The sequence below is a fragment of the Pectobacterium artocarpous genome, assembly GCF_046159765.1.
Classification (GTDB): Bacteria; Pseudomonadota; Gammaproteobacteria; order Enterobacterales; family Enterobacteriaceae; genus Pectobacterium.
In genome coordinates, this window is the sequence record NZ_JBJXVK010000001.1 from 35,854 (window position 1) to 58,288 (window position 22,435).

13 protein-coding genes, 2 tRNA genes and 1 pseudogene are annotated in these 22,435 nt (G+C 49.1%); 11 read left to right on the top strand and 5 right to left on the bottom strand.

What is annotated here, in order from left to right:
• Positions 1-92: 92 nt before the first annotated feature.
• Positions 93-1,505 carry a pyruvate kinase PykF gene (pykF, locus tag ACKQAD_RS00180; RefSeq protein ID WP_409158276.1) on the bottom strand — a complete coding sequence of 471 codons (1,413 nt, stop codon included), beginning with the start codon at positions 1,503-1,505 and terminating at the stop codon, positions 93-95.
• A 645-nt stretch (positions 1,506-2,150) separates the two neighbouring features.
• On the opposite strand from pykF, the gene licT reads away from it, so the two are divergent.
• From licT to ACKQAD_RS00220, 8 genes and pseudogenes are all read left to right on the top strand, one after another.
• Positions 2,151-3,014 (top strand): BglG family transcription antiterminator LicT, encoded by an 864-nt coding sequence (licT, locus tag ACKQAD_RS00185; protein WP_409158277.1) that lies wholly within the window; start codon positions 2,151-2,153, stop codon positions 3,012-3,014.
• A 310-nt stretch (positions 3,015-3,324) separates the two neighbouring features.
• Entirely contained in the window at positions 3,325-5,226 is a 1,902-nt protein-coding gene (gene bglF / locus ACKQAD_RS00190; protein ID WP_409158278.1) for a PTS beta-glucoside transporter subunit IIABC, read from the top strand.
• 35 nt (positions 5,227-5,261) lie between these two features.
• Positions 5,262-6,656 (top strand): glycoside hydrolase family 1 protein, encoded by a 1,395-nt coding sequence (locus ACKQAD_RS00195; RefSeq protein WP_409158279.1) that lies wholly within the window; start codon positions 5,262-5,264, stop codon positions 6,654-6,656.
• Positions 6,657-6,911: 255 nt separating this feature from the next.
• Entirely contained in the window at positions 6,912-8,570 is a 1,659-nt protein-coding gene (locus ACKQAD_RS00200) for a carbohydrate porin (protein WP_409158280.1), read from the top strand.
• Between the two features lie 91 nt (positions 8,571-8,661).
• Complete coding sequence (locus ACKQAD_RS00205; protein ID WP_409158436.1) at positions 8,662-9,846, top strand: alpha/beta hydrolase; 1,185 nt, start codon at positions 8,662-8,664, stop codon at positions 9,844-9,846.
• 103 nt (positions 9,847-9,949) lie between these two features.
• Positions 9,950-10,963, top strand: coding sequence for a nucleoside hydrolase (locus ACKQAD_RS00210; RefSeq protein ID WP_409158281.1), 1,014 nt, complete (start codon positions 9,950-9,952; stop codon positions 10,961-10,963).
• 378 nt (positions 10,964-11,341) lie between these two features.
• Complete coding sequence (locus ACKQAD_RS00215) at positions 11,342-13,771, top strand: glucose/quinate/shikimate family membrane-bound PQQ-dependent dehydrogenase (protein WP_409158282.1); 2,430 nt, start codon at positions 11,342-11,344, stop codon at positions 13,769-13,771.
• A gap of 146 nt (positions 13,772-13,917) precedes the next feature.
• Positions 13,918-14,628, top strand: a pseudogene (locus ACKQAD_RS00220) (IS1 family transposase).
• Positions 14,629-14,786: 158 nt separating this feature from the next.
• Here the strand turns inward: ACKQAD_RS00220 and ACKQAD_RS00225 are convergent.
• Positions 14,787-14,863: transfer RNA gene (locus ACKQAD_RS00225), tRNA-Val, on the bottom strand.
• Between the two features lie 574 nt (positions 14,864-15,437).
• Here ACKQAD_RS00225 and ACKQAD_RS00230 point away from each other — a divergent pair.
• Both ACKQAD_RS00230 and katG read left to right on the top strand, forming a co-directional pair.
• A complete protein-coding gene (locus ACKQAD_RS00230) occupies positions 15,438-15,710 on the top strand; it encodes a hypothetical protein (RefSeq protein WP_409158283.1) in 273 nt (90 codons plus the stop codon).
• Positions 15,711-16,017: 307 nt separating this feature from the next.
• Positions 16,018-18,192, top strand: coding sequence for a catalase/peroxidase HPI (gene katG, locus ACKQAD_RS00235; protein ID WP_409158437.1), 2,175 nt, complete (start codon positions 16,018-16,020; stop codon positions 18,190-18,192).
• A 350-nt stretch (positions 18,193-18,542) separates the two neighbouring features.
• On the opposite strand, the gene ACKQAD_RS00240 is transcribed toward katG, so the two are convergent.
• Together ACKQAD_RS00240 and ACKQAD_RS00245 are read right to left on the bottom strand one after the other, a co-directional pair.
• Positions 18,543-18,619 (bottom strand) — tRNA-Val (locus ACKQAD_RS00240).
• A gap of 159 nt (positions 18,620-18,778) precedes the next feature.
• Positions 18,779-20,152: an MATE family efflux transporter gene (locus ACKQAD_RS00245; RefSeq protein WP_409158284.1), complete on the bottom strand. Its 1,374-nt coding sequence runs from the start codon at positions 20,150-20,152 to the stop codon at positions 18,779-18,781.
• 242 nt (positions 20,153-20,394) lie between these two features.
• Between ACKQAD_RS00245 and ACKQAD_RS00250 the strand changes: the two genes are divergently transcribed.
• The gene (locus ACKQAD_RS00250; protein WP_409158285.1) at positions 20,395-21,030 is read left to right on the top strand and encodes a riboflavin synthase subunit alpha; all 636 of its coding nucleotides are present in this window, start codon (positions 20,395-20,397) and stop codon (positions 21,028-21,030) included.
• Between the two features lie 61 nt (positions 21,031-21,091).
• On the opposite strand, the gene cfa is transcribed toward ACKQAD_RS00250, so the two are convergent.
• The gene (gene cfa / locus ACKQAD_RS00255; RefSeq protein ID WP_409158438.1) at positions 21,092-22,243 is read right to left on the bottom strand and encodes a cyclopropane fatty acyl phospholipid synthase; all 1,152 of its coding nucleotides are present in this window, start codon (positions 22,241-22,243) and stop codon (positions 21,092-21,094) included.
• Positions 22,244-22,435: the final 192 nt, after the last annotated feature.

The window sequence follows — 22,435 nt, forward strand, 5'->3', positions numbered from 1 at the left end:
GCTCAAAAAGAGGAACCCCATGCACAAACACGGGGTTCATCAACGATCTGAAAGCGCCATTAAGGCGCTTTTTATCGATCTGATTGTTGGGATCAGAGACGGTGTACGGAAGAGGTATTGGTTGTACCGCTGGAAACCAGTGCGCCAGAGACCATAACCACAACGTCGCCAGCCTGCGCATAACCGCTGTTCAGCGCCGCTTCTTTACCGATGCGATAGAAATCATCGGTAGAGGCGATTTCTTTTACCAGCAGCGTGTCAATGCCTTTGCTCAGCAGCAGTTGACGTGCGGTAACTTCGTTCGTCGTCAGCGCCAGAATGCGGGCATTCGGGAAGTATTTGCGAATAGATTTGGCAGACTTACCGCCGCTGGTCGCAACGACAATCAGCGGTGCATCCAGTTTCTCTGCGGTTTCTACCGCACCGCGGCAGACGGCTTCGGTAATACGCAGTACGCCAGGCGTCTTGATGGTATCCAGACGGCTTTTCATCACAGAATCTGTACGCTGACAGATCGTTGCCATGATGGTAACGGATTCCAGCGGGTATTTACCTTTCGCACTTTCACCAGATAGCATAACGGCATCGGTACCATCGATGATGGCGTTAGCAACGTCGCCGGCTTCTGCACGGGTAGGACGTGGGTTTTTGATCATGGAATCCAGCATTTGCGTCGCAGTGATAACCACTTTGCGTGCCAGGTTACATTTTTCGATCATCATTTTCTGCGCGAAGATCACTTCTTCAACCGGGATTTCAACGCCCAGATCGCCACGAGCGACCATAATACCGTCAGACGCATCCAGGATTTCGTCAAAATTATTCAGGCCTTCCTGGTTTTCGATCTTGGAGATGATCTGGATGTGCTCGCCACCGTGTGCTTTCAAGTGAGCGCGAATCTCTTCAACATCGGAACGTTTACGAATAAAGGATGCGGCAACGAAATCGACACCTTGCTCGCAACCGAAAATCAGGTCGCGTTTGTCTTTTTCGGCCAGAGCAGGCAACTGGATGGAAACGCCAGGCAGGTTGACGCCTTTATTTTCGCCCAGATCGCCGTTGTTCAGCACTTTACAGATGACGTCATTACCGTTGATTGCCGTAACCTGCATACCGATCAGACCGTCATCAACCAGAACGGTGTTGCCGACGCTGAGGTCTTCAGTAAAACCCGCGTACGTGACTGCGACGCGATCCTTGTTGCCCACGATGCTCTGATCGGTGGTGAACGTGAATGTCTGACCTGCTGTCAGCGTAACATCAGCGCCGTTTTCCAGCTTCATGGTGCGGATTTCCGGGCCTTTGGTGTCAAGCAGGATAGCGGCTTTCTTGCCGGTTTTTTCCGTAACGGCACGCAGGTTCTTGATGCGTTGACCGTGTTCTGCGTAATTCCCGTGCGAGAAGTTCAGGCGCATAACATTCATGCCAGCAGACAGCAGGTTGCCAAGCATTTCTTCTGACTCTGTTTTCGGCCCGATGGTACAAACAATTTTTGTCTTTTTCATACGATAGTTTCTACAAGTTGTGATGGATAAAAAAACGAGTGAACCAGTGGCGATGCGCGACAAGCCGCTGGAAAGAATGTATGAGGAAACAGTATAGAAGAGGTAAGTATAGATGGTCGCAGTCAATGGGTGATGAAGTGCGCAGCCGCTCATCGCATAAGATTAGCGGAGTTCGCGTTGGCGATGCCGTTGGTAATAATGTTATTGATAGTGGCACGTTGTTTAGCTGAAACCATTCAATTGAAACGACGTTCCGTATTATAGTTATTAAGCGACGAGAAACAAGGTGGTAAAAGGTAGGAAATTGAATATTTTGTCGCGTTTACGCAAAAAACTGAGCGATTTGGTGTTTTTACCCAACTTTGTTGCGCAACTGCCTAAGTCATTCTCGGTAGGAATGCGTGATTACAGCGAACAAAGGTAAGGGAACGATTCTTGTAACGGCTGGCAATAAATAAAGAAAAATACGTGTAGGCCGCACGTTTTTCTGTCGATCCGTATCACGTTTTTGTGTCATGCTTCTTGAGAAGATGAAAGCAGATGGTAGTTTACCTGCCATTGCGGATTGTTACTGCGTAAGCAGGCAAAACCAGATGCTCGTTCTTGCTACGGGTGTCTGGTTTTTTTGTTTCCAGGGTTTGAAAAATGAAGATTGCCAAAATACTCAACAATAATGTCGTTACCGTAATCGACGAAAACAATAATGAGTCAGTTGTGATGGGGCGCGGGCTGGGCTTCAAAAAGCACTCTGGCGATCTGCTGGACGAAACGCTGATTGAACGTGTGTTTGTGATGAAATCCGGGGAGATGACATCACGCCTACAGGAGTTGCTGTCAGAGATTCCGATGGAGGTCATCACGACTGCAGACAAGATTATTCTGCTGGCAAAAGATCGTTTGCCGGGGAAACTGCAAAACAGCGTTTATATCTCTTTAACGGATCACTGTCATTTTGCGATAGAACGCCACAAACAAGGCGTCGATATTCGCAATGTGCTGTTATGGGAAATAAAGCGTCTGTATCCAAAAGAGTTCGCTGTCGGTCTGGAAGCGCTGGATATTATTGAGCAGCGTTTAGCCGTGCGCTTACCAGAAGATGAAGCCGGGTTTATTGCTCTGCATTTGGTGAACGCGCAGCTCGACAGTGAAATGCCGGAAGTCCTGCAAATTACCAAAATCATGCAGGAAATTCTGAATATTGTAAAATATCAGCTGAATCTGGATTATAACGAACAAGCGTTAAGCTATCACCGATTTGTGACGCATTTGAAGTTCTTCGCGCAGCGGTTAATAGGTAAAAGCACGGTATTTAGTGATGATGAATCATTGCATGATGTCGTGAAAGAACGGTATCAACTATCTTATCGCTGTGCGGAAAAAATACAGACGCATATTATTCAAAAATATCACTACACGTTGACGAAAGAAGAGTTGATGTTTTTAACTATTCATATTGAGCGCGTGCGGACAGAAGGTCAGGATAAAATAGAGCCAGGTGATGGAGAATAATTTCTGTTAATTTGCTTTTCGTCACAAAATAGCCGTACGGCAAGGTAAATGTACTTGCATACAGTGAAAGTGAAAGCATAAAGTAGATGGAAAGCAAATTATCAGATGAAGTGCGTTTTTATTGTCAGCACATGAGTCGTGCAGACAAAAAGCAGGATTGTTACTGTCAGGCTGGTCTCGGCGGGCAGGCAAAACCTAAATCGTTTTCTCAATGCTTATTGGGAAAAGCGATTTAGGTTTTTTTTTGTCTCAAACAGCACTGGCAATCTTAAGTTATTGATATTTAAGTATGTTTCATTAAGGGTAGACGATGGAATACAAAGCATTAGCAAGTGAGATACTCGATGGTGTCGGTGGACGCGGCAACATCATTAGCGTAATACACTGCGCAACCCGATTACGTTTTAAATTAAAAGATAACAAAAAAGCGGACGCCGCGACGCTGAAAGATAACTCTGGCGTGATCATGGTGGTTGAAAGCGGTGGACAATTTCAGGTCGTCATAGGCAATCATGTCAGTGATGTCTATCACAGCTTACTGGATATTTCTGGATTGACCGATAGGACTGATTCCGCAAATGTTGGAGAAGGCGATGAGAAGAAAGGCAATCTTCTCTCCCGCTTCATCGATATTATCTCTGGAATATTTACGCCGTTAATTGGGGTGATGGCGGCGTCGGGTATTTTAAAAGGTTTCCTGGCGCTTAGTCTGGCGTGTGGTTGGATGGTTGAAACCAGCGGAACCTATAAAGTTCTTTTTGCGGCAAGCGATGCATTATTCTTTTTCTTCCCAGTAGTATTAGGCTATACCGCAGGGAAAAAATTTGGTGGCAATCCATTTGTTACCATGGTAATTGGTGCCACGCTGGTGCATCCATCGATGATTGCTGAATTTGGTGCCATGCAGAATGCCGGTTATCAAGAGCTATATTTCCTGGGTATTCCGATTACCTTCATCAATTATGCTTCTTCCGTTATTCCAATTATTTTCTCGGCCTGGCTTGCTTCACGTCTGGAAAGGCCACTGAATGCCCTATTGCATATCAATATCCGCAATTTCTTCACGCCGCTATTGTGCCTTTGCATCACGGTACCCGTTACGTTCCTGCTGATTGGGCCGGCGGCAACCTGGCTTGGACACATGTTAGCCAGTGGTTATCAACTGATTTATGGGTTGAATTCCACGATTGCAGGCGCACTGATGGGCGCGATGTGGCAGGTGTTTGTGATTTTTGGTCTGCACTGGGGTTTAACGCCTCTGATGATCAATAACCTCAGCGTATTGGGGCACGACACTATGCTGCCTCTTCTGGTTCCGGCAGTTTTAGGACAGGCCGGTGCGGTACTGGGCGTGTTGCTGCGTACCCGCGACATGAAATTGAAAGGTATTTCTGGTTCGGCGTTCTCGGCAGCAATCTTTGGTATTACAGAACCTGCAGTTTATGGTGTTACGCTACCGCTGAAACGTCCCTTCATTTTTGGCTGTGTTGGTGGCGCAATGGGAGCCGCTATTCTCGGTTATTTCCATACCACTATTTATTCTTTCGGCTTCCCGAGCATCTTTACCTTTACCCAGGTTATCCCACCGACAGGCGTCGATAATACGATCTGGGCCGCCATTATTGGTACGGTGATTGCCTTTACTTTCGCGGCGGTAGCGACCTGGGTGTTCGGGATTCCGGCGCAAGAAAAAACGACAGAAGCTCATGCTTCTGCGGTGGTACCGCAAGCGACGCCACGTCAGAGCAATGTGGCGCGTAAGCAAGAGATAAGCAGTCCTATTGAAGGCATAGTGCTGCCGCTTGAGCAGGTCGGTGATGAAACGTTCGCCAGTGGGTTAATGGGAAAAGGGGTTGCGATTAAACCGCAGGCCGGGCGCGTGGTGTCACCGGTGAGTGGTACGGTCGCCTCGCTGTTCAAGACCAATCATGCCATTGGGCTCGAATCGGAAGAGGGCGCCGAGGTGCTCATCCACGTTGGCATCGATACGGTGAAATTGGATGGTCAATATTTCACTGCACATGTTAAGACCGGCGATGTCGTGAAGCAGGGTGATCTTCTGGTGGAGTTTGCTTATCAGGCGATTGAGAAAGCCGGTTATGACACGACAACGCCCGTCATTATCACCAATAGCGAAGATTACGTTGATGTTCTGCCTACCGCCGGAAACACCGTGCAGGAACAGGGCGCTTTACTGACGTTAATCCGCTGACATTGAAATTTACGACCCAGTTGGGAGGAGAAAAGATGAGCCATCAGTTTCCGAAAGCATTCTTGTGGGGCGGCGCGATCGCCGCTAATCAGGTTGAAGGCGCGTATTTAACGGACGGCAAAGGGTTATCAACGTCCGATTTACAGCCGCAAGGTATTTTTGGCGAGATCGTCACGCGTACACCGGGCGACAGTGGCATTAAAGATATCGCGATCGATTTTTATCATCGCTATCCCGAAGACATCGCGCTCTTTGCTGAAATGGGCTTCAAATGCCTGAGAACCTCGATTGCCTGGACGCGTATTTTCCCTCAGGGTGATGAAACCCAGCCGAATGAGGCTGGTCTGGCTTTTTACGATCGCCTGTTTGATGAAATGGCAAAGTACGGTATTCAGCCTTTAGTGACGCTGTCCCACTATGAAATGCCTTATGGTCTGGTGAAGAACTATGGTGGCTGGAGAAGCCGTGAAACCATAATGTTCTTTGAACGTTATGCCAGCACGGTATTCCAGCGCTATAAAGACAAAGTAAAATACTGGCTGACGTTCAACGAAATTAACTGCGCATTACATGCACCCTTTACAGGAATTGGTTTACCTACCGAGAGTAGTAAGCAGGATATTTATCAGGCGATCCATCACCAACTCGTTGCGAGTGCTAAAGCGGTGAAGGCGTGTCATGACATCATTCCTGATGCCAAAATCGGCAATATGATGTTGGGTTCCATGTTTTATCCACTAACCTGCAAGCCTGCGGATGTCATGGAAACCATGCAGCAGAATCGCGACTGGCTGTTCTTTGGCGATGTACAAACCAGAGGGTACTACCCGGCGTACATGAAGCGTTTCTTTGCACAGCACGGTATTACGCTGACGGTAACGGAAGACGATCGCCAGTCGCTGAAAGAAACCATTGATTTTATCTCGTTCAGCTACTACATGACGGGCTGTGTGACCACGGATGAAGAAGTGAACCAGAAAGCCCGCGGCAATATTTTGAACATGGTGCCTAATCCGCATCTGGCAAGTTCTGAGTGGGGTTGGCAGATTGATCCCGAAGGGTTGCGCTATTTGCTGAACTATCTGTATGACCGCTACCAAAAACCGCTATTCATTGTGGAGAATGGTTTAGGGGCCAAAGACAAACTGGAAAGCGACGGCAGCATTAACGATGACTATCGCATCAAATACCTGAACGATCACCTGTATCAAGTGGGTGAAGCATTGGAAGATGGCGTTGAGGTGATGGGTTATACCTGCTGGGGGCCTATCGATCTGGTCAGTGCGTCAAAAGCCGAAATGTCTAAACGCTACGGCTTCATTTATGTCGATCGTGATGATGAAGGGAACGGTACATTAGAACGTCGGCGTAAGAAAAGTTTCTACTGGTATAAAGAAGTGATTTCCTCTAATGGTGAAATATTGAAATAAATCATCACATCGATGATGTCAAATATGCATTCATTCTCAGGGAAATAAAATCTGGAATGAATGCGAACTCTTTTTTATTACCTATGGGAAAAATGATGCAGGAGGGAATGGCTAGCCATTAAATTATATAAACGATCACTTGGGTTTACACAATTTTTATAAATAGGCGGACTTGCAACTCGCATCGCGAGTGGGTTAATTCGACTTAAAACCACTGTTTTCAATGTTAAAATGTACCCTGTTCGGATAATAATCATGCGTAAAAAATTCCCTGTAAAGATGATAGTATTACTGATGTCCTCAGTGTTTTTGTCTAATGGTGCTATGGCCGCAAAATTGACCGTAGAAGAAAGGCTGGAACTATTGGAGAAAGAACTGGCGGCAAATAAAGCCGAATTGCAGTCAACGAAAAAAGAGCTACGTGAATATAAAGCGAACGCAGAGAATAAAACCCGAGTTACTGCAACTTCAACGGCGAAAGATAAAACGCTGGCTGTTGCATCCGTAGACAGTTCTCAGGTTAACCAGACTGTGACTGTTCCGACTGCTCAATCTGCGACAAACACGGTTGATGTGGCCACTACTGCCAATACGCAGCCCAAACCGCTGACGCTGGCTGAAATTAGTCAATACGTTAAAAATGACCTTGGTTTTAGCTACACGGGTTACTTCCGTTCGGGATGGGCCACTGCCGATCATGGTTCACCAAAATCTTATGCGATTGGTTCGCTGGGGCGTTTTGGCAATGAACACAGCGGCTGGTTTGATCTCTCCTTGAATCAGAAAGTGTTTGAAGAGGGCAACAAGCGCGTCGATGCCGTGGTTCAATTGGACGGCAATGTGGGGATGCAGTACAACAGCGCCTGGTTTGGTGAAGACGCGACTAACGAAAATAAATTACAGTTCTCTCAAATGTACGTCACAACAAAAGGATTCTTACCGTTCGCGCCAGAGGCTGATTTCTGGGTAGGTAAAAACACCTTACCCGTCTATGAAATCCAGATGCTGGACTGGAAAAGCCACCGTTCCGAAGCGGCAGGCGGTGTAGGTATTGAAAACTGGCAGTTGGGTGTAGGACAGTTGGATATCTCTTTGAATCGTGAAGATGTTAACGCCCGTCATGCATTATATAACCCGCGTAACAGCAGCTCGCCGCAGGATAAACATCAGGTCAATACCAACGCGATTGATATTCGCTATAAAGGCATTCCACTCTGGGATAATGCAACGCTGTCTCTGATCGGTAAATATGCACAAGCCAATAAAGACAATGTACAGAAAAATGACGAAAGTGATGGTTTGTCTTATAAACTGAAAGATGCCTGGACCGCCGGTGTCATTTTACGTCAGGGTCTATATAATGGCGGGTTTAATGAATTTACTGTACAGGGGGCGAGCAATGCTATTGCGAGCGGTTTCGCCAATATATCCGATGCGAACCCAACGTATAGCCAAAATGGTGATTATTACGGTAATCATTCTGGAAATGCATTCCGTGTGATCTCGCAAGGGGAAATATATTTACGTGATGATATTATTATGGCGAATGCGTTAGTCTATTCAAAAGGGAATGATATTTATAGCTACGATACGGGTGCCAATACCGATTTTGACAGTTTTCGTGCCGTGCTTCGTCCAGCCTATATTTGGGATAAATTTAACCAGACGGGGGTGGAATTGGCGTACTTCAACCAGACCAATAAAGCGAGTAGCGTGAATTACCATGAATCGGGTTATAAAACGACGCTTTATCACGCCCTCAAGGTTAATACCAGTATCCTGACGTCGAGGCCGGAAATTCGTTTTTATGGCACGTACCTGAAAATTGAAGATAACGACATCAGCAAAGCCACCTTTAACGACAGTAAGAGCGATCAATTCTCCTTAGGAGTTCAAGCGGAAGTCTGGTGGTAATTCCTGTCATCACACCGGTACCGCTTCGGCGGTGCCGCTACATTTAGCAAAACAGACTCGATTAAATGGTATTCGGGATGAGATTATGCGAATGAACACGAAGAAAATAGCTTTATCATTATTGACCCTGAGTGTACTGGCGGGAATTTCTGGCAACGCTTCTGCGCTACCTGTAGATTTTCCTGTTATGCCGTCGGCAACGGTTCCTGTGAGTCAGTATGTTACCGCGGTGAATGCGGATAGCAGCATTACTTTCCGCCTGTTTGCGCCAACGGCGAAACAAGTCAGTGTTTTTACCGGTTCGACGCCCGATAGCATCGTGTCCCATGCGATGACGAAAGATGAATCTGGCGTGTGGTCGTTCAAGACGCCTGCGCTGGCACCGAACCTGTATGAATATTTTTTCAGCGTGGATGGCTTTCGTACCATTGATACGGGTACGGCGTTTACTAAACCGCAACGTCAGGTCAATACCAGCCTGATTCTGGTGCCGGGGAGCATTCTGGATATGCGCCAGGTGCCACACGGCGAACTGAGAACGCTGACCTATCACTCTAACGCATTGAAATCAGAGCGCCAGGTGTATGTCTGGACCCCGCCGGGTTATAGCGAATCGTCAAAACCGTTGCCGGTACTCTACTTTTATCATGGCTTTGGCGACACGGCGGCATCGGCCGTGGTGCAGGGGCGGATACCGCAGATGATGGATAACCTGCTGGCAGAGAAAAAGATTGAGCCGATGCTGGTTGTCATTCCGGATACGGAAACGGACGTGCCCGGCATCATCCCAGAAGAATATCCACCGCAGGAGCGCCGTAAGGTGTTCTATCCGCGCAATGCGCTGGCAGCGGACAGGGAACTGATTCATGACCTTATCCCGGAGATCGGCAAACGCTTTAACGTCCGTCAGGATGCAAACGGCAGGGCGCTGGCCGGGCTGTCGCAGGGCGGCTATCAGGCGTTGGTATCTGGCATGAGCCATCTGGATCACTTCGGCTGGCTGGCCACGTTCAGCGGCGTTACCACCGAAACGGTGCCAAACACGGCCGTTACCGCACAGCTTGAGCGGCCTGAGCAGATTAATCAGCAACTGAAGAACTTTACGGTAGTGATTGGCGAAACTGACAACATCACGGGTAAAGATATTGCCGGTCTGAAAACCGTACTGGAGCAGAAGAATATCCGGTTTGATTACCGCCATTATCCCAATCTCGGCCATGAAATGGATGTCTGGCGACCGGCCTACAGCGAATTTGTTCAGAAGCTTTTTAAATAGCGTCTTCGTGCTGCGGGCCGTGTTGTCGCACGCTCGCTTTCTCTGATGGCAGCCTGCCGTGGGCTGCCATATCAACGACTGTCAAGCTCCGTTAAGGATAATTATGTCTATTTACAGATATTTTTCTCGTTTCGCCATGTTGTTCGTGGCGTTGCCTTTCCTCAGCGCATTCAGCGCGCAGGCTCAAACTTCACTTTTTGACGTGGCCGATCATAAGCAGATTCGCGTCGTTATCAGCGCCGATGCCAAAAACGAGGCTGATGATGATTTTGCCGTTGCCCATGCGGTACTGACGCCGACGATGCAAGTAAAAGGGTTAATTGCCGCTCATTACTCCCGTACTGCGCCGTTGATGAAACGTGATGGCGAAAACAGCATGATGGAGAGCTACCACGAACTTCAACGGCTGATGAAGGTGATGGGAAAGACCGACATTCCCGTTTATCGCGGTGCGACACAGGCGCTGAAAGCCGACGGTGGCGCGCCTGCGTTGAGTGAAGGGGCGCAAATGCTGATCGAGGAAGCGTTAAAAGATGATTCGCACCCACTGTTTGTGCTAGTCATGGGGCCGATTACGGATATCGCCGCTGCATTGCAGGCCGAGCCGAAGATCGCCAGCAAAATGACAGTGGTGTGGATTGGTGGCATGCCTTATCCGAAAGGTGGCTGGGAATACAATATGTTCAACGACCCGATCGCGGCAAACAGCGTATTCAAATCTCAGGTACCGCTATGGCAGGTACCACATAATGTCTATATGTCCGTGCGCGTTTCGCTGTCTGAACTTGCCGTGCGCGTGAAGCCGCAAGGGAAAGTCGGGGAGTACCTGTGGCAACAACTGATCGAATTTAATCGTGCGATTTCCGAAACCATCAAGGATGTTCCCTGGCCGAAAAGCGAAGTCTGGGTCTTGGGTGATAACCCTTCAGTCTCTCTGCTGCTGGATGACCACGAATATCACTATACACTGGTCAACGCCCCTCAATTAAATGACGATCTGACCTATGCATCTCAGGAAAATGCGCGTCAAATCCGAGTGTATAGCGCCGTTGATGCTCGTTTCACGTTGGAAGATTTCTACGCCAAGCTGGCGTTAGCCTATGGTGAGAAAAAATAAAACGCCTGAAGGATAGGTATCGTTTACTTACGTGTGATTTGAAGAAGTGCACGGTGATGGGGCTCAGTAAGGGATTCACACCGTGACTTCACGGCGTTTTGGACTTTAAACAATAGCTGTTAGCTTTAAGGATAGCGTTGCATCGACCCGTTGAACTCACAGCTCAAATCTGATTGTCAAGCCTGATTAAGAAATAGGCTTGGCATAGGATTTTTCCGTTTTTCAAGCGAATCCCTTCTTCAAAAATATTCGCCTATAATTTGATTTATCCAACAAAAACAAGTGCGGAATAAAAGCAAGTGCAGAATAAAAGCAAGTGCAGAACAAAAATTTAGTCTAAAATAGGTACTTCAAATAATATTGTCTTAGTGAGTTCAAATGAAACTTGACAAAAAATATAATCAGAAAGGGCTGCGCGTCTGGTGCTTGCTCCTTGGACTGATTCTCCTGAGCGTCTCGTTGTACTACATTATAGGTGGCGTTAAGCTGCTTTCCTTGGGAGGAAGTAGCTATTTTGCAGGCGCTGGCATTCTGATGCTGCTATCCGCCATCCAGCTATTTCGTCGCAAATCCTCCGCTGTTTTCTTGTTTGCTCTCGCCTTTCTTGTGACGGTTATTTGGTCTTTTTACGATGCTGGTATGGAGTTTTGGCCGTTAGTGGCTCGCCTGATGGTACCCGCTGGTCTGATGTTTATCATGCTATTAACCTTGCCAGCTCTGCGCGTACAGCAGGGGAAAAGTGTTCTGCGTATACCGGCATATACGCTCAGTGGAGTGATTTTGGTGGGTATGGTCGTAACATTTTGGCAGATGTTTGTTCCTCATCCTATTGTTGATGAAGGAAAACCTCTGGCAATTGAACCGATTAAACCGGGTACAGAGCATACGGAATGGTCAAACTATGGGAATACCCCCGGCGGTAATCGCTTTGTCGCGCAGAACCAGATTAATCGTGACAATGTCAAAGATCTAAAAGTGGCATGGACTTATCGTACTGGTGATACGCCCATAAGCCCTGGGGGAAATGGGGCTGAAGATCAGCAAACGCCTCTGCAAATAGGGAACTCGCTCTATTTTTGTACTCCTCATAATAATGTGATTGCGGTTGAAGCTGACACCGGTAAGACAATCTGGAAGCAAGAGATCAATGCCGATAGTCAGGTGTGGAACCGTTGCCGTGGACTGGCATGGTTTGATGCTACGAAACCAGTAGAGCAGCCAACGAAACCAGGTTCAACGCCTGTTGATGTGGTTACACTTCAGCCGGGTGACACCTGTCAGCGCCGTATTTTGATGAATACCATTGATGCACGTCTGATTGCGCTCAATGCGGATACTGGAGAGTTTTGTCAATTTTTTGGTGACAATGGTCAAGTTGACTTAAAAGCAGGGCTCGGGGATGCGCCTGATCCTCAGTACCAGCTCACTTCTGCCCCAACTGTTGCGGGAACCACTGTGGTGGTTGGCGGCCGTGTGGCGGATAACGTTCAGACAGATATGCCCGGAGGTGTGTTACGCGGGTTTGATGTGATCAGTGGAAAAATGCGTTGGGCATTTGATCCGGGTAGCAATGATCCCACCATCAAAACGTTAGAACCTGGACAGACCTATGCGCGCAGTACCCCGAACTCTTGGGCACCGATGTCATATGATCCAGAGATGAACACGGTATTCATCCCAATGGGCAGCTCTTCTGTAGACCTGTGGGGCGCCGATCGTACTGCACTTGATCACAAGTATGGTGCATCGATTCTGGCCCTTGATGCGACAACAGGTAAAGAAAAGTGGGTGTATCAAACTGTTCATAACGACTTGTGGGATTTCGATTTACCCATGCAGCCTAGCCTGGTTGATTTCCCAATGGACGATGGCTCTACACGACCGGCTGTGGTTATTGGTGCTAAAACCGGTATGATCTGGGTGCTTGAACGTGAAACGGGCAAACCGTTGACCAAAGTTGAAGAGAAACCGATCAAAAAAGGCAGCATTCCAGGTGAGCAGTATACTGCTACACAGCCGTTCTCCGTCGGCATGCCACAGATTGGTAACCAGACTTTAACAGAGTCCGACATGTGGGGCGCCACGCCGTTTGACCTGCTGGCTTGCCGCATCGGGTTTAAATCCATGCGTTACGATGGTCTGTTTACCGTACCGGGCACCGATGTATCACTCAGTTTTCCGGGATCTTTAGGTGGAATGAACTGGGGAAGCATCTCATTTGATCCAACGCATCAGTATATGTTTGTTAACGACATGCGTTTGGGTCTCTGGGTGCAGATGATTAAAGCGGATAATGAGAATGCAGCAGCCAGTAACGGCGGGGAGTCTGTGAATGCCGGCATGGGGGCAGTGCCTCTGAAGGGGACACCGTACAGCGTCAATAAAAATCGCTTTATGTCACCTTTAGGTATTCCTTGCCAGAAGCCACCATTCGGTTCGCTCTCAGCAATCGATATGAAAACTAAAAAAATCGTTTGGCAGGTTCCTGTCGGTACGGTTCAGGACACCGGGCCATTTGGCATCAAGATGAAAGCACAGATGCCGGTTGGCATGCCAACACTAGGCGGTACGTTAGCAACCCAGGGCGGTTTGGTCTTTATTGCCGGTACCCAGGATTACTATCTGCGCGCTTATGACAGTGCGACCGGGAAAGAGGTCTGGAAAGCTCGTTTACCTGTGGGTTCCCAAGGTGGGCCAATCAGTTATATTTCACCAAAAAATGGTAAACAGTATATTCTGATCTCAGCAGGAGGTGCTCGCCAGTCTCCGGATCGTGGTGACTATGTGATTGCGTATGCTTTAGATTAATTATTAGAAAAATGGGCTCCATAAAATGGAGCCCATTTAATTTTTTATCATCTGTCATGAATTAATTTATGTTGTTGTTTTTATATAATTGGTGATGCCTCTAATTGTTTGAATGTAATGATAATCCTCGCTTTTGAGGTTTACCCATAGTCAGCGTTACCGTTTATTGTCCCCGTTGTCAGTCTGCTCAGGTTTATCGTCATGGACAGCTCCCAAAGGACACGACCGTTGCTGTTCACCGCGTCTTTCAAGCTCACTTACCTTTATGAAGCCCGCAAACCCGGAGTTAAAGAGCTGATAACCGAAGTGGCTTTCAACGGTGCCGGGGGGCGCGATACCGCCAGAACACTGAAAGCCGGTATCAACACCGTCATCCGGACGTTAAAAAACTCTCGCCACGACGAGTCTCCTCATCTTCGGTAGCCCGTGCTGACGTGACGTTTATCTGTGAACGGGATGAACAATGGAGTTTTATCGGCAGCAAGGCCTGCCAGCACTAGCTCGGGTTCGTGTACAACTCGAAAACGGGGGGCGTTCTGGCCTACACTTTTGGGCCACGTAACGATGAAATCTGTTGTGAATGACTGGCACTGCTCAGGCCCTTTAACATCGGAATGCTGGCCACAGATGAATGGGGAAGCTATGCCAGAGAGCTTCCGAAAGAGCATTTGATCGGCAAGATTTTTACTCAGCACATTGAGCGCAACAACCTGACGCTGAGAACGGGGCTGAAACGTTTGGCCCGCAAAACCCTCTGCTTTTCTCGCTCTGTTGAGCTTCATGAAAAAGTCATCGGGTCCTTCATCGAAAAGTACATGTTCTACTCATTGAAGGCATCAGCAATTTTCAGTTATTAAATTAGGTAGGTTCTAGGGGGATGTATCATTATTACGAATAATTCGTAATATTTTTTGAATATGTAACGTATCTACGGCGTGAAAATAATTTATGTGGGATAAGTGTCAATTCACATTCATCAACCTACGGGCGTAGGTTAAAATTACAGAACGCGAATTGGTACGACCGAGTGGACTCGAACCACCGACCCCCACCATGTCAAGGTGGTGCTCTAACCAACTGAGCTACGGTCGTACAGGAGATCACATTTTAATCAGTAACGTTTTGATTAAAATGCTTTTCTTCATTCCAGTGTTTGGAATGGGCGCTATTATGGACGGCTCCGGCGCGAGTGGCAAGCGCTTTGTTTATCATCCTCTTTCAAGTGTCGAATGTTTAGCCGGATTCGTCGAATGATGCGGCGGCTTCAGCAAAATATGCCGCTGTGGCTGTTCATTTTTATGCGGTCTCGTCGATTGGCGGACCGTTTACGCACTGATTTTACTCCCGGATGCTGCAACGTTATCGTATCGCGGCATAGCATGCCTAACAGGGGACGACCCCATGACGCGAAAAGGATTCATGGGACGATCCATATTCACTGTGTAAGGAGAACTGGGTATGGACTGGTTTCTATTAGCGTCTGCTGTTTTGTTTGAATTGTCTGGTCTTACAGCATGACGTTATCTGATATGTTCACGAGAATAATCGATAAAGAGAGAAAAACATCCGTGTTTCATGTCATTACCGGGCTTATCGCCCTCTAGATTTTCAACAGCCACTGCCGGATACTGGCGCTGCGCTCAATGGAATATCGCCAGATAGCGCCGTGGTTCTGCTCAGCCATCGGCCAACAGGGACGAAAGAGAATGCGCGTGCCGGGGCGAATTTACAACTCTCTGGTCATACGCACGGCGGCCAGGTGTTGGGCATGCACTGGGTGACGCAGTTGGCGAATGAAGGCTATGTGTCCGATAGCTATAATGTGGATGGTATGCATCTGTACGTGAGCAATGGTGCGGGCCTGTGGAACGGCTTTCCGATCCGCTTAGGGAAACGCGCTGAAACTACCCAGTTCATACTCTGTTCGCCGTCGCTGTAGGTTATTGGGGAGCGCCTGGTATCGCGTTCCTTAAACAGTCGGCATTATCTATGGTAAGCAGGCTCATTATCGCAGGCCGTTCTATCAGTAAGATTATTGATCCAGATAGGAAAAATGCGTGGTTGAGCTGCTTTTCATCAGCTTAAGCTATCGCAGAAGTTAGCATATACAATTATAAATCATAGGGAGACTCTGGCACTGTCTTGCATCAAGAAGAGGGAATAGGTGAGGGATCTGGTAGCGCTATCGGAGAACGACCCGCCTTCTTGCGCAGCGATTAAGGCAATGCAACATACTGGAGATAATGATGGACGAGAATAAAACGAAACCAGCCGGCAAGTGTCCGGTTATGCACGGCGGAAATACTTCTGCTGGCTCATCAAATACGGACTGGTGGCCAAATGCCCTCAATCTCGACATTCTTCATCAGCACGACAGCAAGACTAACCCGTTAAGCAGCGATTTCAGCTACCGCGATGCCCTGAAAACCCTTGATGTCGAGGCCCTCAAGAAAGACCTGCATGCACTGATGACCGACAGCCAAGAGTGGTGGCCAGCGGACTGGGGACACTACGGCGGCCTGATGATTCGTATGGCCTGGCACTCAGCGGGTTCTTACCGTACTGCCGATGGTCGCGGCGGTGGTGGAACCGGTAACCAGCGTTTTGCACCGCTCAACTCCTGGCCGGATAACGTCAGCCTTGATAAAGCGCGTCGTTTACTTTGGCCAATCAAGAAAAAGTACGGCAATAAACTCAGTTGGGCGGACCTGATTATTCTGGCGGGTAATATCGCTTACGAATCTATGGGACTGAAAACATTCGGCTTCGCCTTTGGACGTGAAGATATCTGGCACCCGGAAAAAGACGTCTACTGGGGTTCCGAAAAAGAGTGGCTGGCGAAGAGCACTGAGCGCTATAGCAGCGACGATCGCACCACGCTGGAAAACCCGCTGGCTGCTGTGCAGATGGGGCTGATTTACGTTAACCCGGAAGGCGTCGATGGCAATCCCGATCCGCTGCGGACCGCACAGGATATGCGCGTGACGTTCTCTCGTATGGCGATGAATGATGAAGAAACCGTTGCCTTGACCGCGGGCGGACACACGGTAGGTAAAACCCACGGTAATGGCGACGCCAGTCTGCTGGGGGCGGCACCGGAAGGTGCGGATGTTGGAGAGCAAGGACTTGGCTGGCATAACCCGACGGGAACGGGTAAAGGTCGTTACACTGTCACTAGTGGGCTGGAAGGTGCCTGGACAACGCATCCAACGCAGTGGGATAACGGTTTCTTTCACATGTTGCTGAATCATGAATGGGAACTGAAAAAGAGTCCGGCGGGTGCATGGCAGTGGGAACCTGTCAGCATTAAAGAAGAAGACAAACCGGTGGATGTTGAAGACCCGTCTATCCGTTACAACCCGATGATGACCGATGCCGATATGGCGCTGAAAGTTGACCCGGAATATCGCAAGATTTCCGAGCGTTTCTATCAGGATCAGGCTTATTTCTCCGAGGTGTTTGCCCGCGCATGGTTCAAACTGACGCACCGCGATATGGGACCGAAAGCGCGTTACTTAGGTCCAGATGTGCCGCAGGAAGATTTACTGTGGCAGGACCCGGTTCCGGCAGGACGTACCGATTATGATGTCGATGTTGTCAAAGCCCGCATTGCGGAAAGTAGCCTGTCCATTAGCGAGCTGGTAACAACCGCCTGGGATAGCGCCCGCACGTTCCGCAGTTCCGATATGCGCGGCGGTGCCAACGGTGCGCGTATTCGTCTTGCTCCACAGAAAGACTGGGTCGGGAACGAACCTGAGCGTCTGGCGCGCGTGTTAGTCGTGCTGGAAAGCATTGCGGCTGCAACCGGAGCTAGCGTGGCCGATACCATTGTGCTGGCCGGTAATGTGGGGATTGAGAAAGCCGCGAAAGCCGCTGGTATGAATATCACTGTGCCGTTTGCACCGGGACGCGGCGACACCACCGATGCCCTGACCGATGCGGAGTCTTTCGATGTTCTCGAACCAATCCACGATGGCTACCGCAACTGGTTGAAGAAAGATTATGCCGTGAGCCCGGAAGAGTTGATGCTCGATCGCACTCAACTGATGGGGTTAACGGCGAATGAGATGACGGTGCTGGTTGGTGGATTACGCGTACTGGGAACGAACTATGGCGGCGCTAAGCACGGTGTATTCACCGATCGTGAGGGTGCGCTGACGAATGATTTCTTCGTCAACCTGACCGATATGAAATACACGTGGAAGCCCTACCGTAAAGACCTGTATGAAATCCGCGATCGTAAAACGGGTGAAGTCAAATGGACGGCGACGCGTCTGGATTTGGTCTTTGGTTCCAATTCCATTTTGCGTTCTTACGCCGAGGTGTACGCACAGGACGACAATAAAGAAAAGTTTGTGAATGACTTTGTTGCTGCCTGGGTGAAAGTGATGAATGCGGATCGCTTCGATCTGGCAGAGTAAGGCATAAACGCGCTCCATGCTGGTATTGATGCGGCGTGGGGCGCATTATGTTCCGCCGTGATACCTATTCAATTTATCCGGCAGCAGACTGTTTCTTCAGTTTCAACATAAACTCCCTGAACGGAGCGGCAAATTCCTTGAACAGCGGGGGGCTTTCTTTGCTGCATCATCACCTCGCTAAATATTCGGGACAGCATCACATAGGACGCTGAACAACCTGAATAGCAGGCCAGGGGTAGACGGAATTAAATCGATATTGCGGGAAGATAATAAAGCAGATGCAACAGAGGATATAGCCGTTTATTTTCAGTAAGAAATGGTGGAAAGTAAATTATACCGAAAATAGGGAATGGTGCGTTCAATTGGACTCGAACCAACGACCCCCACCATGTCAAGGTGGTGCTCTAACCAACTGAGCTATGAACGCATTAAGATACCGTTCTGCTTGTCTGACAGCGAGGCGAATAGTAGCGAGCAAGGGGAAAACTGGCAAGAGGAAAAATGCAATTTTGTGCTCTTACCAGTGCGATTGCTGTGCTTGTGTCCATTTCGCCGTTTTTTTCGACTCAAAATGGATAAACGTTATCTAGCGGGCGGCGCGCGCTAAAATCTGTGCGGCAGGCTGGCGCTGAAGAAAACGAATGCGGGTCACCATCATCACGGCTGCTGCTGTCAAACCAATGATGAAACCACACCAGAAACCCGCAGGCCCCATGCGCGGTACGACGATATCCGTCAAGGCCAGAAGATAGCCGCTTGGTAACCCCAGCATCCAGTATGCCGTGAACGTAATATAGAAAATCGACCGGGTATCTTTATACCCGCGCAATACGCCGCTGCCGATGGCCTGAACGGCATCGGAAATTTGATAAACGGCAGCCAACAGCATGAGCTGAGAAGCCATTGCCACCACCAGCGGGTCCTGATTGTAGAGCAGCGCGATAGGCTCACGCAGCAGCGTGGTGAAAATGGCCGTACAGCTGGCTAACGCCACGCCGGCCAGAATGCCGGTATGCGCGGCAATGCGAGCGTTCTCGACCGAACCTTCCCCTAACCGATGTCCGACACGAATGGTGGTGGCGACGCCAACCGAGAGCGGAAGGACGAACATCAGCGAACTGAAATTCAGGGCAATCTGGTGACCTGCCACATCGACAACGCCCAGCGGTAACACCAACAGCGCCACTACGGCAAACAGGGTGACTTCAAACAGCAGCGCCAGCGCGATGGGTAAACCGAGGCCAAACAGGCGCTTTAATACGGAAAAATCCGGGCGGAATGCCGGACGATTCAGCCGGATGTCGCGTAGCCAGGAAGTGTGTTGGGTATAGGCCATCATCAACAGCATCATGATCCAATAAACCGATGCGGTAGCGACGCCGCAGCCTACGCCGCCCAGTTCGGGCATGCCAAATTTACCGTGGATAAAGACATAGTTGATCGGGATATTGATTAATAACCCGATGAATCCAATCATCATGCCAGGGTAGGTTTTGGACAGCCCTTCGCACTGGCAGCGCAAAACCTGATAGAACAGATAGCCAGGTACGCCCCACAGCAGCGCATGCAGGTAGCCAATGGCCTTTTCCGCCAGCTCTGGCGAATCGTCGCTCATCAGGTTAATGGCATATTCCCCCTGATACAGCATCAGCATCGTAAAGACAGAAATAATAGCGGCTAGGAAAAAGGCTTGCCGCACCTGATGCGAGATGCGATCGCGTCGGCCGGAACCGTTGAGCTGTGCGACAACAGGCGTCAGCGCCAACAGCAGACCGTGACCAAAAAGAATAGCGGGTAGCCAGATAGACGTTCCTACAGCAACGGCGGCCATATCGGTGGCGCTATAGGCACCAGCCATGACGGTGTCAACGACGCCCATTGATGTTTGAGACACTTGCGCAATAATGACAGGAACAGCAAGCGCCGATAATTTACGCGCTTCTGTCAGATACTGTTGCACGGATACCTTCCTTGAATGACTTGACGGCGGAATAAATAACTCAGATATAAGAAACAGATCGGGATAAAGAGAGGATCATTGTAACGACTTAACGAAAGTAAACCAGCATGGAAGAGAATATATTCTTTTTGTTACGCTACGGTTCCGATAGCAATGTGGTGTGCGGTATTCCGGTTTGGTTTTCAGCTAAATATCGGGCACACTGCACAAAATCATTTCTTTGTTTTTAAGAGGCAAACCGTATGTTTACCGGTATTGTTCAGGGCACCGCGCCAGTGGTGTCGATTGAAGAAAAATCCAACTTTCGCACGCACGTTGTCCAACTCCCGCACGATCTGCTGCCTGGACTTGTACCCGGTGCCTCGGTGGCGCACAATGGCTGCTGCCTGACGGTAACCGCCATTGACGGCGATCGCGTCAGCTTCGATCTCATGAAAGAAACACTGCGATTAACGAATCTGGGCGATATTCATGAAGGCGATGTCGTGAATATTGAGCGTGCCGCGAAGTTTGGTGACGAGATCGGTGGACACGTCATGTCGGGCCATATTATGTGTACGGCGGAAGTGGTGAAGATTCAGGTTTCAGAGAATAACCATCAGATTTGGTTCCGTCTGGCAGATGAAGCGCTGATGAAATACGTGCTGCATAAAGGCTTCGTCGGGATTGATGGTATCAGCCTGACGGTAGGGGAAGTGACGCGTGGGCGTTTCTGCGTGCATTTAATTCCCGAAACGCTGAATCGCACTACGCTGGGACGGAAACGTCTGGGACATCGCATTAATATTGAAATCGATCCGCAGACCCAGGCTGTGGTGGATACGGTTGAGCGCGTGTTGGCGAGCAAGCAGGTGAGCGACTTGGGCAAAGAAGAGTAATTTCTGCGTTGCCTGTTCTCGTAAGCCGGACGAACAGCCTCGTCCGGTTTTTTCTTTTCTGTCAGCGTGAGACGCGTATTCCCCCTTCGATTCCCTCCAGGCTGAACAACACTTGCCAGAGTTGGAGCGTTCTTGCTCTGAAGGCACCGGCACAGAGGTTAAGGTAGTAGCTGAACATCCGGCGGAAGCGGGCAGGATAGTGAGTGGAAAGCTGTGGCCAACTTTGCTGAAAGCGCGTATGCCACGCCATTAATGTACGATCGTAATCGGCCCCGAAATTGTGCCAGTCCTCCATCACCAGATAAGGCTCACTTGCCTGTGCAATATGTTGTATAGAGGGAATGCAGCCGTTGGGGAAGATGTATTTATGAATCCAGGGATCGACATGTGGATCGGTCTTATTGGCTCCGATGGTATGCAGCAGAAACAGCCCGTTAGGCTTTAGGTTACGCCGTACGACGCGAAAATAGCGATCATAGTTGCGTGGCCCGACGTGTTCAAACATGCCTACCGACACCACGCGGTCGAATTGCCGATCGAGATCGCGGTAATCCTGTAGATCAATCGTGACATTCAGATTCTGACAACGCTGTTGTGCCAGCATCTGCTGCTCTCTGGAAATGGTGACACCATAAACCGACACACCGTAGTGGCGAGCTGCGAATTCTGCAAGTCCTCCCCAGCCGCAGCCAATATCCAGCAACGTCATTCCCGATTTTAACTGAAGCTTTTCGCAAATCATGGCGAGTTTATCTTCCTGTGCCTGTTCCAGCGTCTGTGCTTGTTTCCAGTAAGCACAGGAGTATTGCATGTAAGGATCCAGTATCAGGGTAAAGAGGTCATTGCCTAAATCGTAATGCGCTTTGCCAACAATCTGAGCGCGTCTGCGGGATTGCGGATTCATGACACGAGAAAGGGCTACTCGCGTAAGATCGTGCAGACGGCGGGGCAGTTTCGCCTCCAGCCCCGCACGCAGGACGCGATGGGAAAACATATCAAGTCGTTCACATTCCCACCATCCGTCCATGTAACTTTCTCCCAATCCCAGCGCTCCTTCACGCAGAATACGTTTAAAAAAGCCGGGATGGGTTACGTGGATGTCAAAAGGGCGAGGGCCGTTTATGGTGATATCCGCTGCATCCAACATGTCCTGCACGATGTGGAACCAGGGAGCGATATCGTTATCCCATTCTTCTGTATAAGGTAAACCCATCATGTCTCCTTAACTTTTCACGTGTAAAAGTATCGTAAAACATACCTGGACAGCACTTATCGCAGCCGACGTATCGGTTGTCACCAGAGAAAATGAAACGCGGTATTTAATTTAGAACGACTTCAGCCAGCATACAAGAAAATTGGCTGAAGCATAAAGGAGAACTGGCTGGAATAAGAAAGTTGTCTGTAT

Bases quoted from the DNA above. Each gene is read 5' to 3' on its own strand.
- ACKQAD_RS00210 (WP_409158281.1), top strand. From the start codon at position 9,950: ATGTCTATTTACAGATATTTTTCTCGTTTCGCCATGTTGTTCGTGGCG.
- ACKQAD_RS00205 (WP_409158436.1), top strand. From the start codon at position 8,662: ATGAACACGAAGAAAATAGCTTTATCATTATTGACCCTGAGTGTACTG.
- ACKQAD_RS00250 (WP_409158285.1), top strand. From the start codon at position 20,395: ATGTTTACCGGTATTGTTCAGGGCACCGCGCCAGTGGTGTCGATTGAA.
- ACKQAD_RS00195 (WP_409158279.1), top strand. From the start codon at position 5,262: ATGAGCCATCAGTTTCCGAAAGCATTCTTGTGGGGCGGCGCGATCGCC.
- ACKQAD_RS00215 (WP_409158282.1), top strand. From the start codon at position 11,342: ATGAAACTTGACAAAAAATATAATCAGAAAGGGCTGCGCGTCTGGTGC.
- cfa (WP_409158438.1), bottom strand. From the start codon at position 22,243: ATGGGTTTACCTTATACAGAAGAATGGGATAACGATATCGCTCCCTGG.
- katG (WP_409158437.1), top strand. From the start codon at position 16,018: ATGGACGAGAATAAAACGAAACCAGCCGGCAAGTGTCCGGTTATGCAC.
- licT (WP_409158277.1), top strand. From the start codon at position 2,151: ATGAAGATTGCCAAAATACTCAACAATAATGTCGTTACCGTAATCGAC.
- ACKQAD_RS00200 (WP_409158280.1), top strand. From the start codon at position 6,912: ATGCGTAAAAAATTCCCTGTAAAGATGATAGTATTACTGATGTCCTCA.
- bglF (WP_409158278.1), top strand. From the start codon at position 3,325: ATGGAATACAAAGCATTAGCAAGTGAGATACTCGATGGTGTCGGTGGA.
- pykF (WP_409158276.1), bottom strand. From the start codon at position 1,505: ATGAAAAAGACAAAAATTGTTTGTACCATCGGGCCGAAAACAGAGTCA.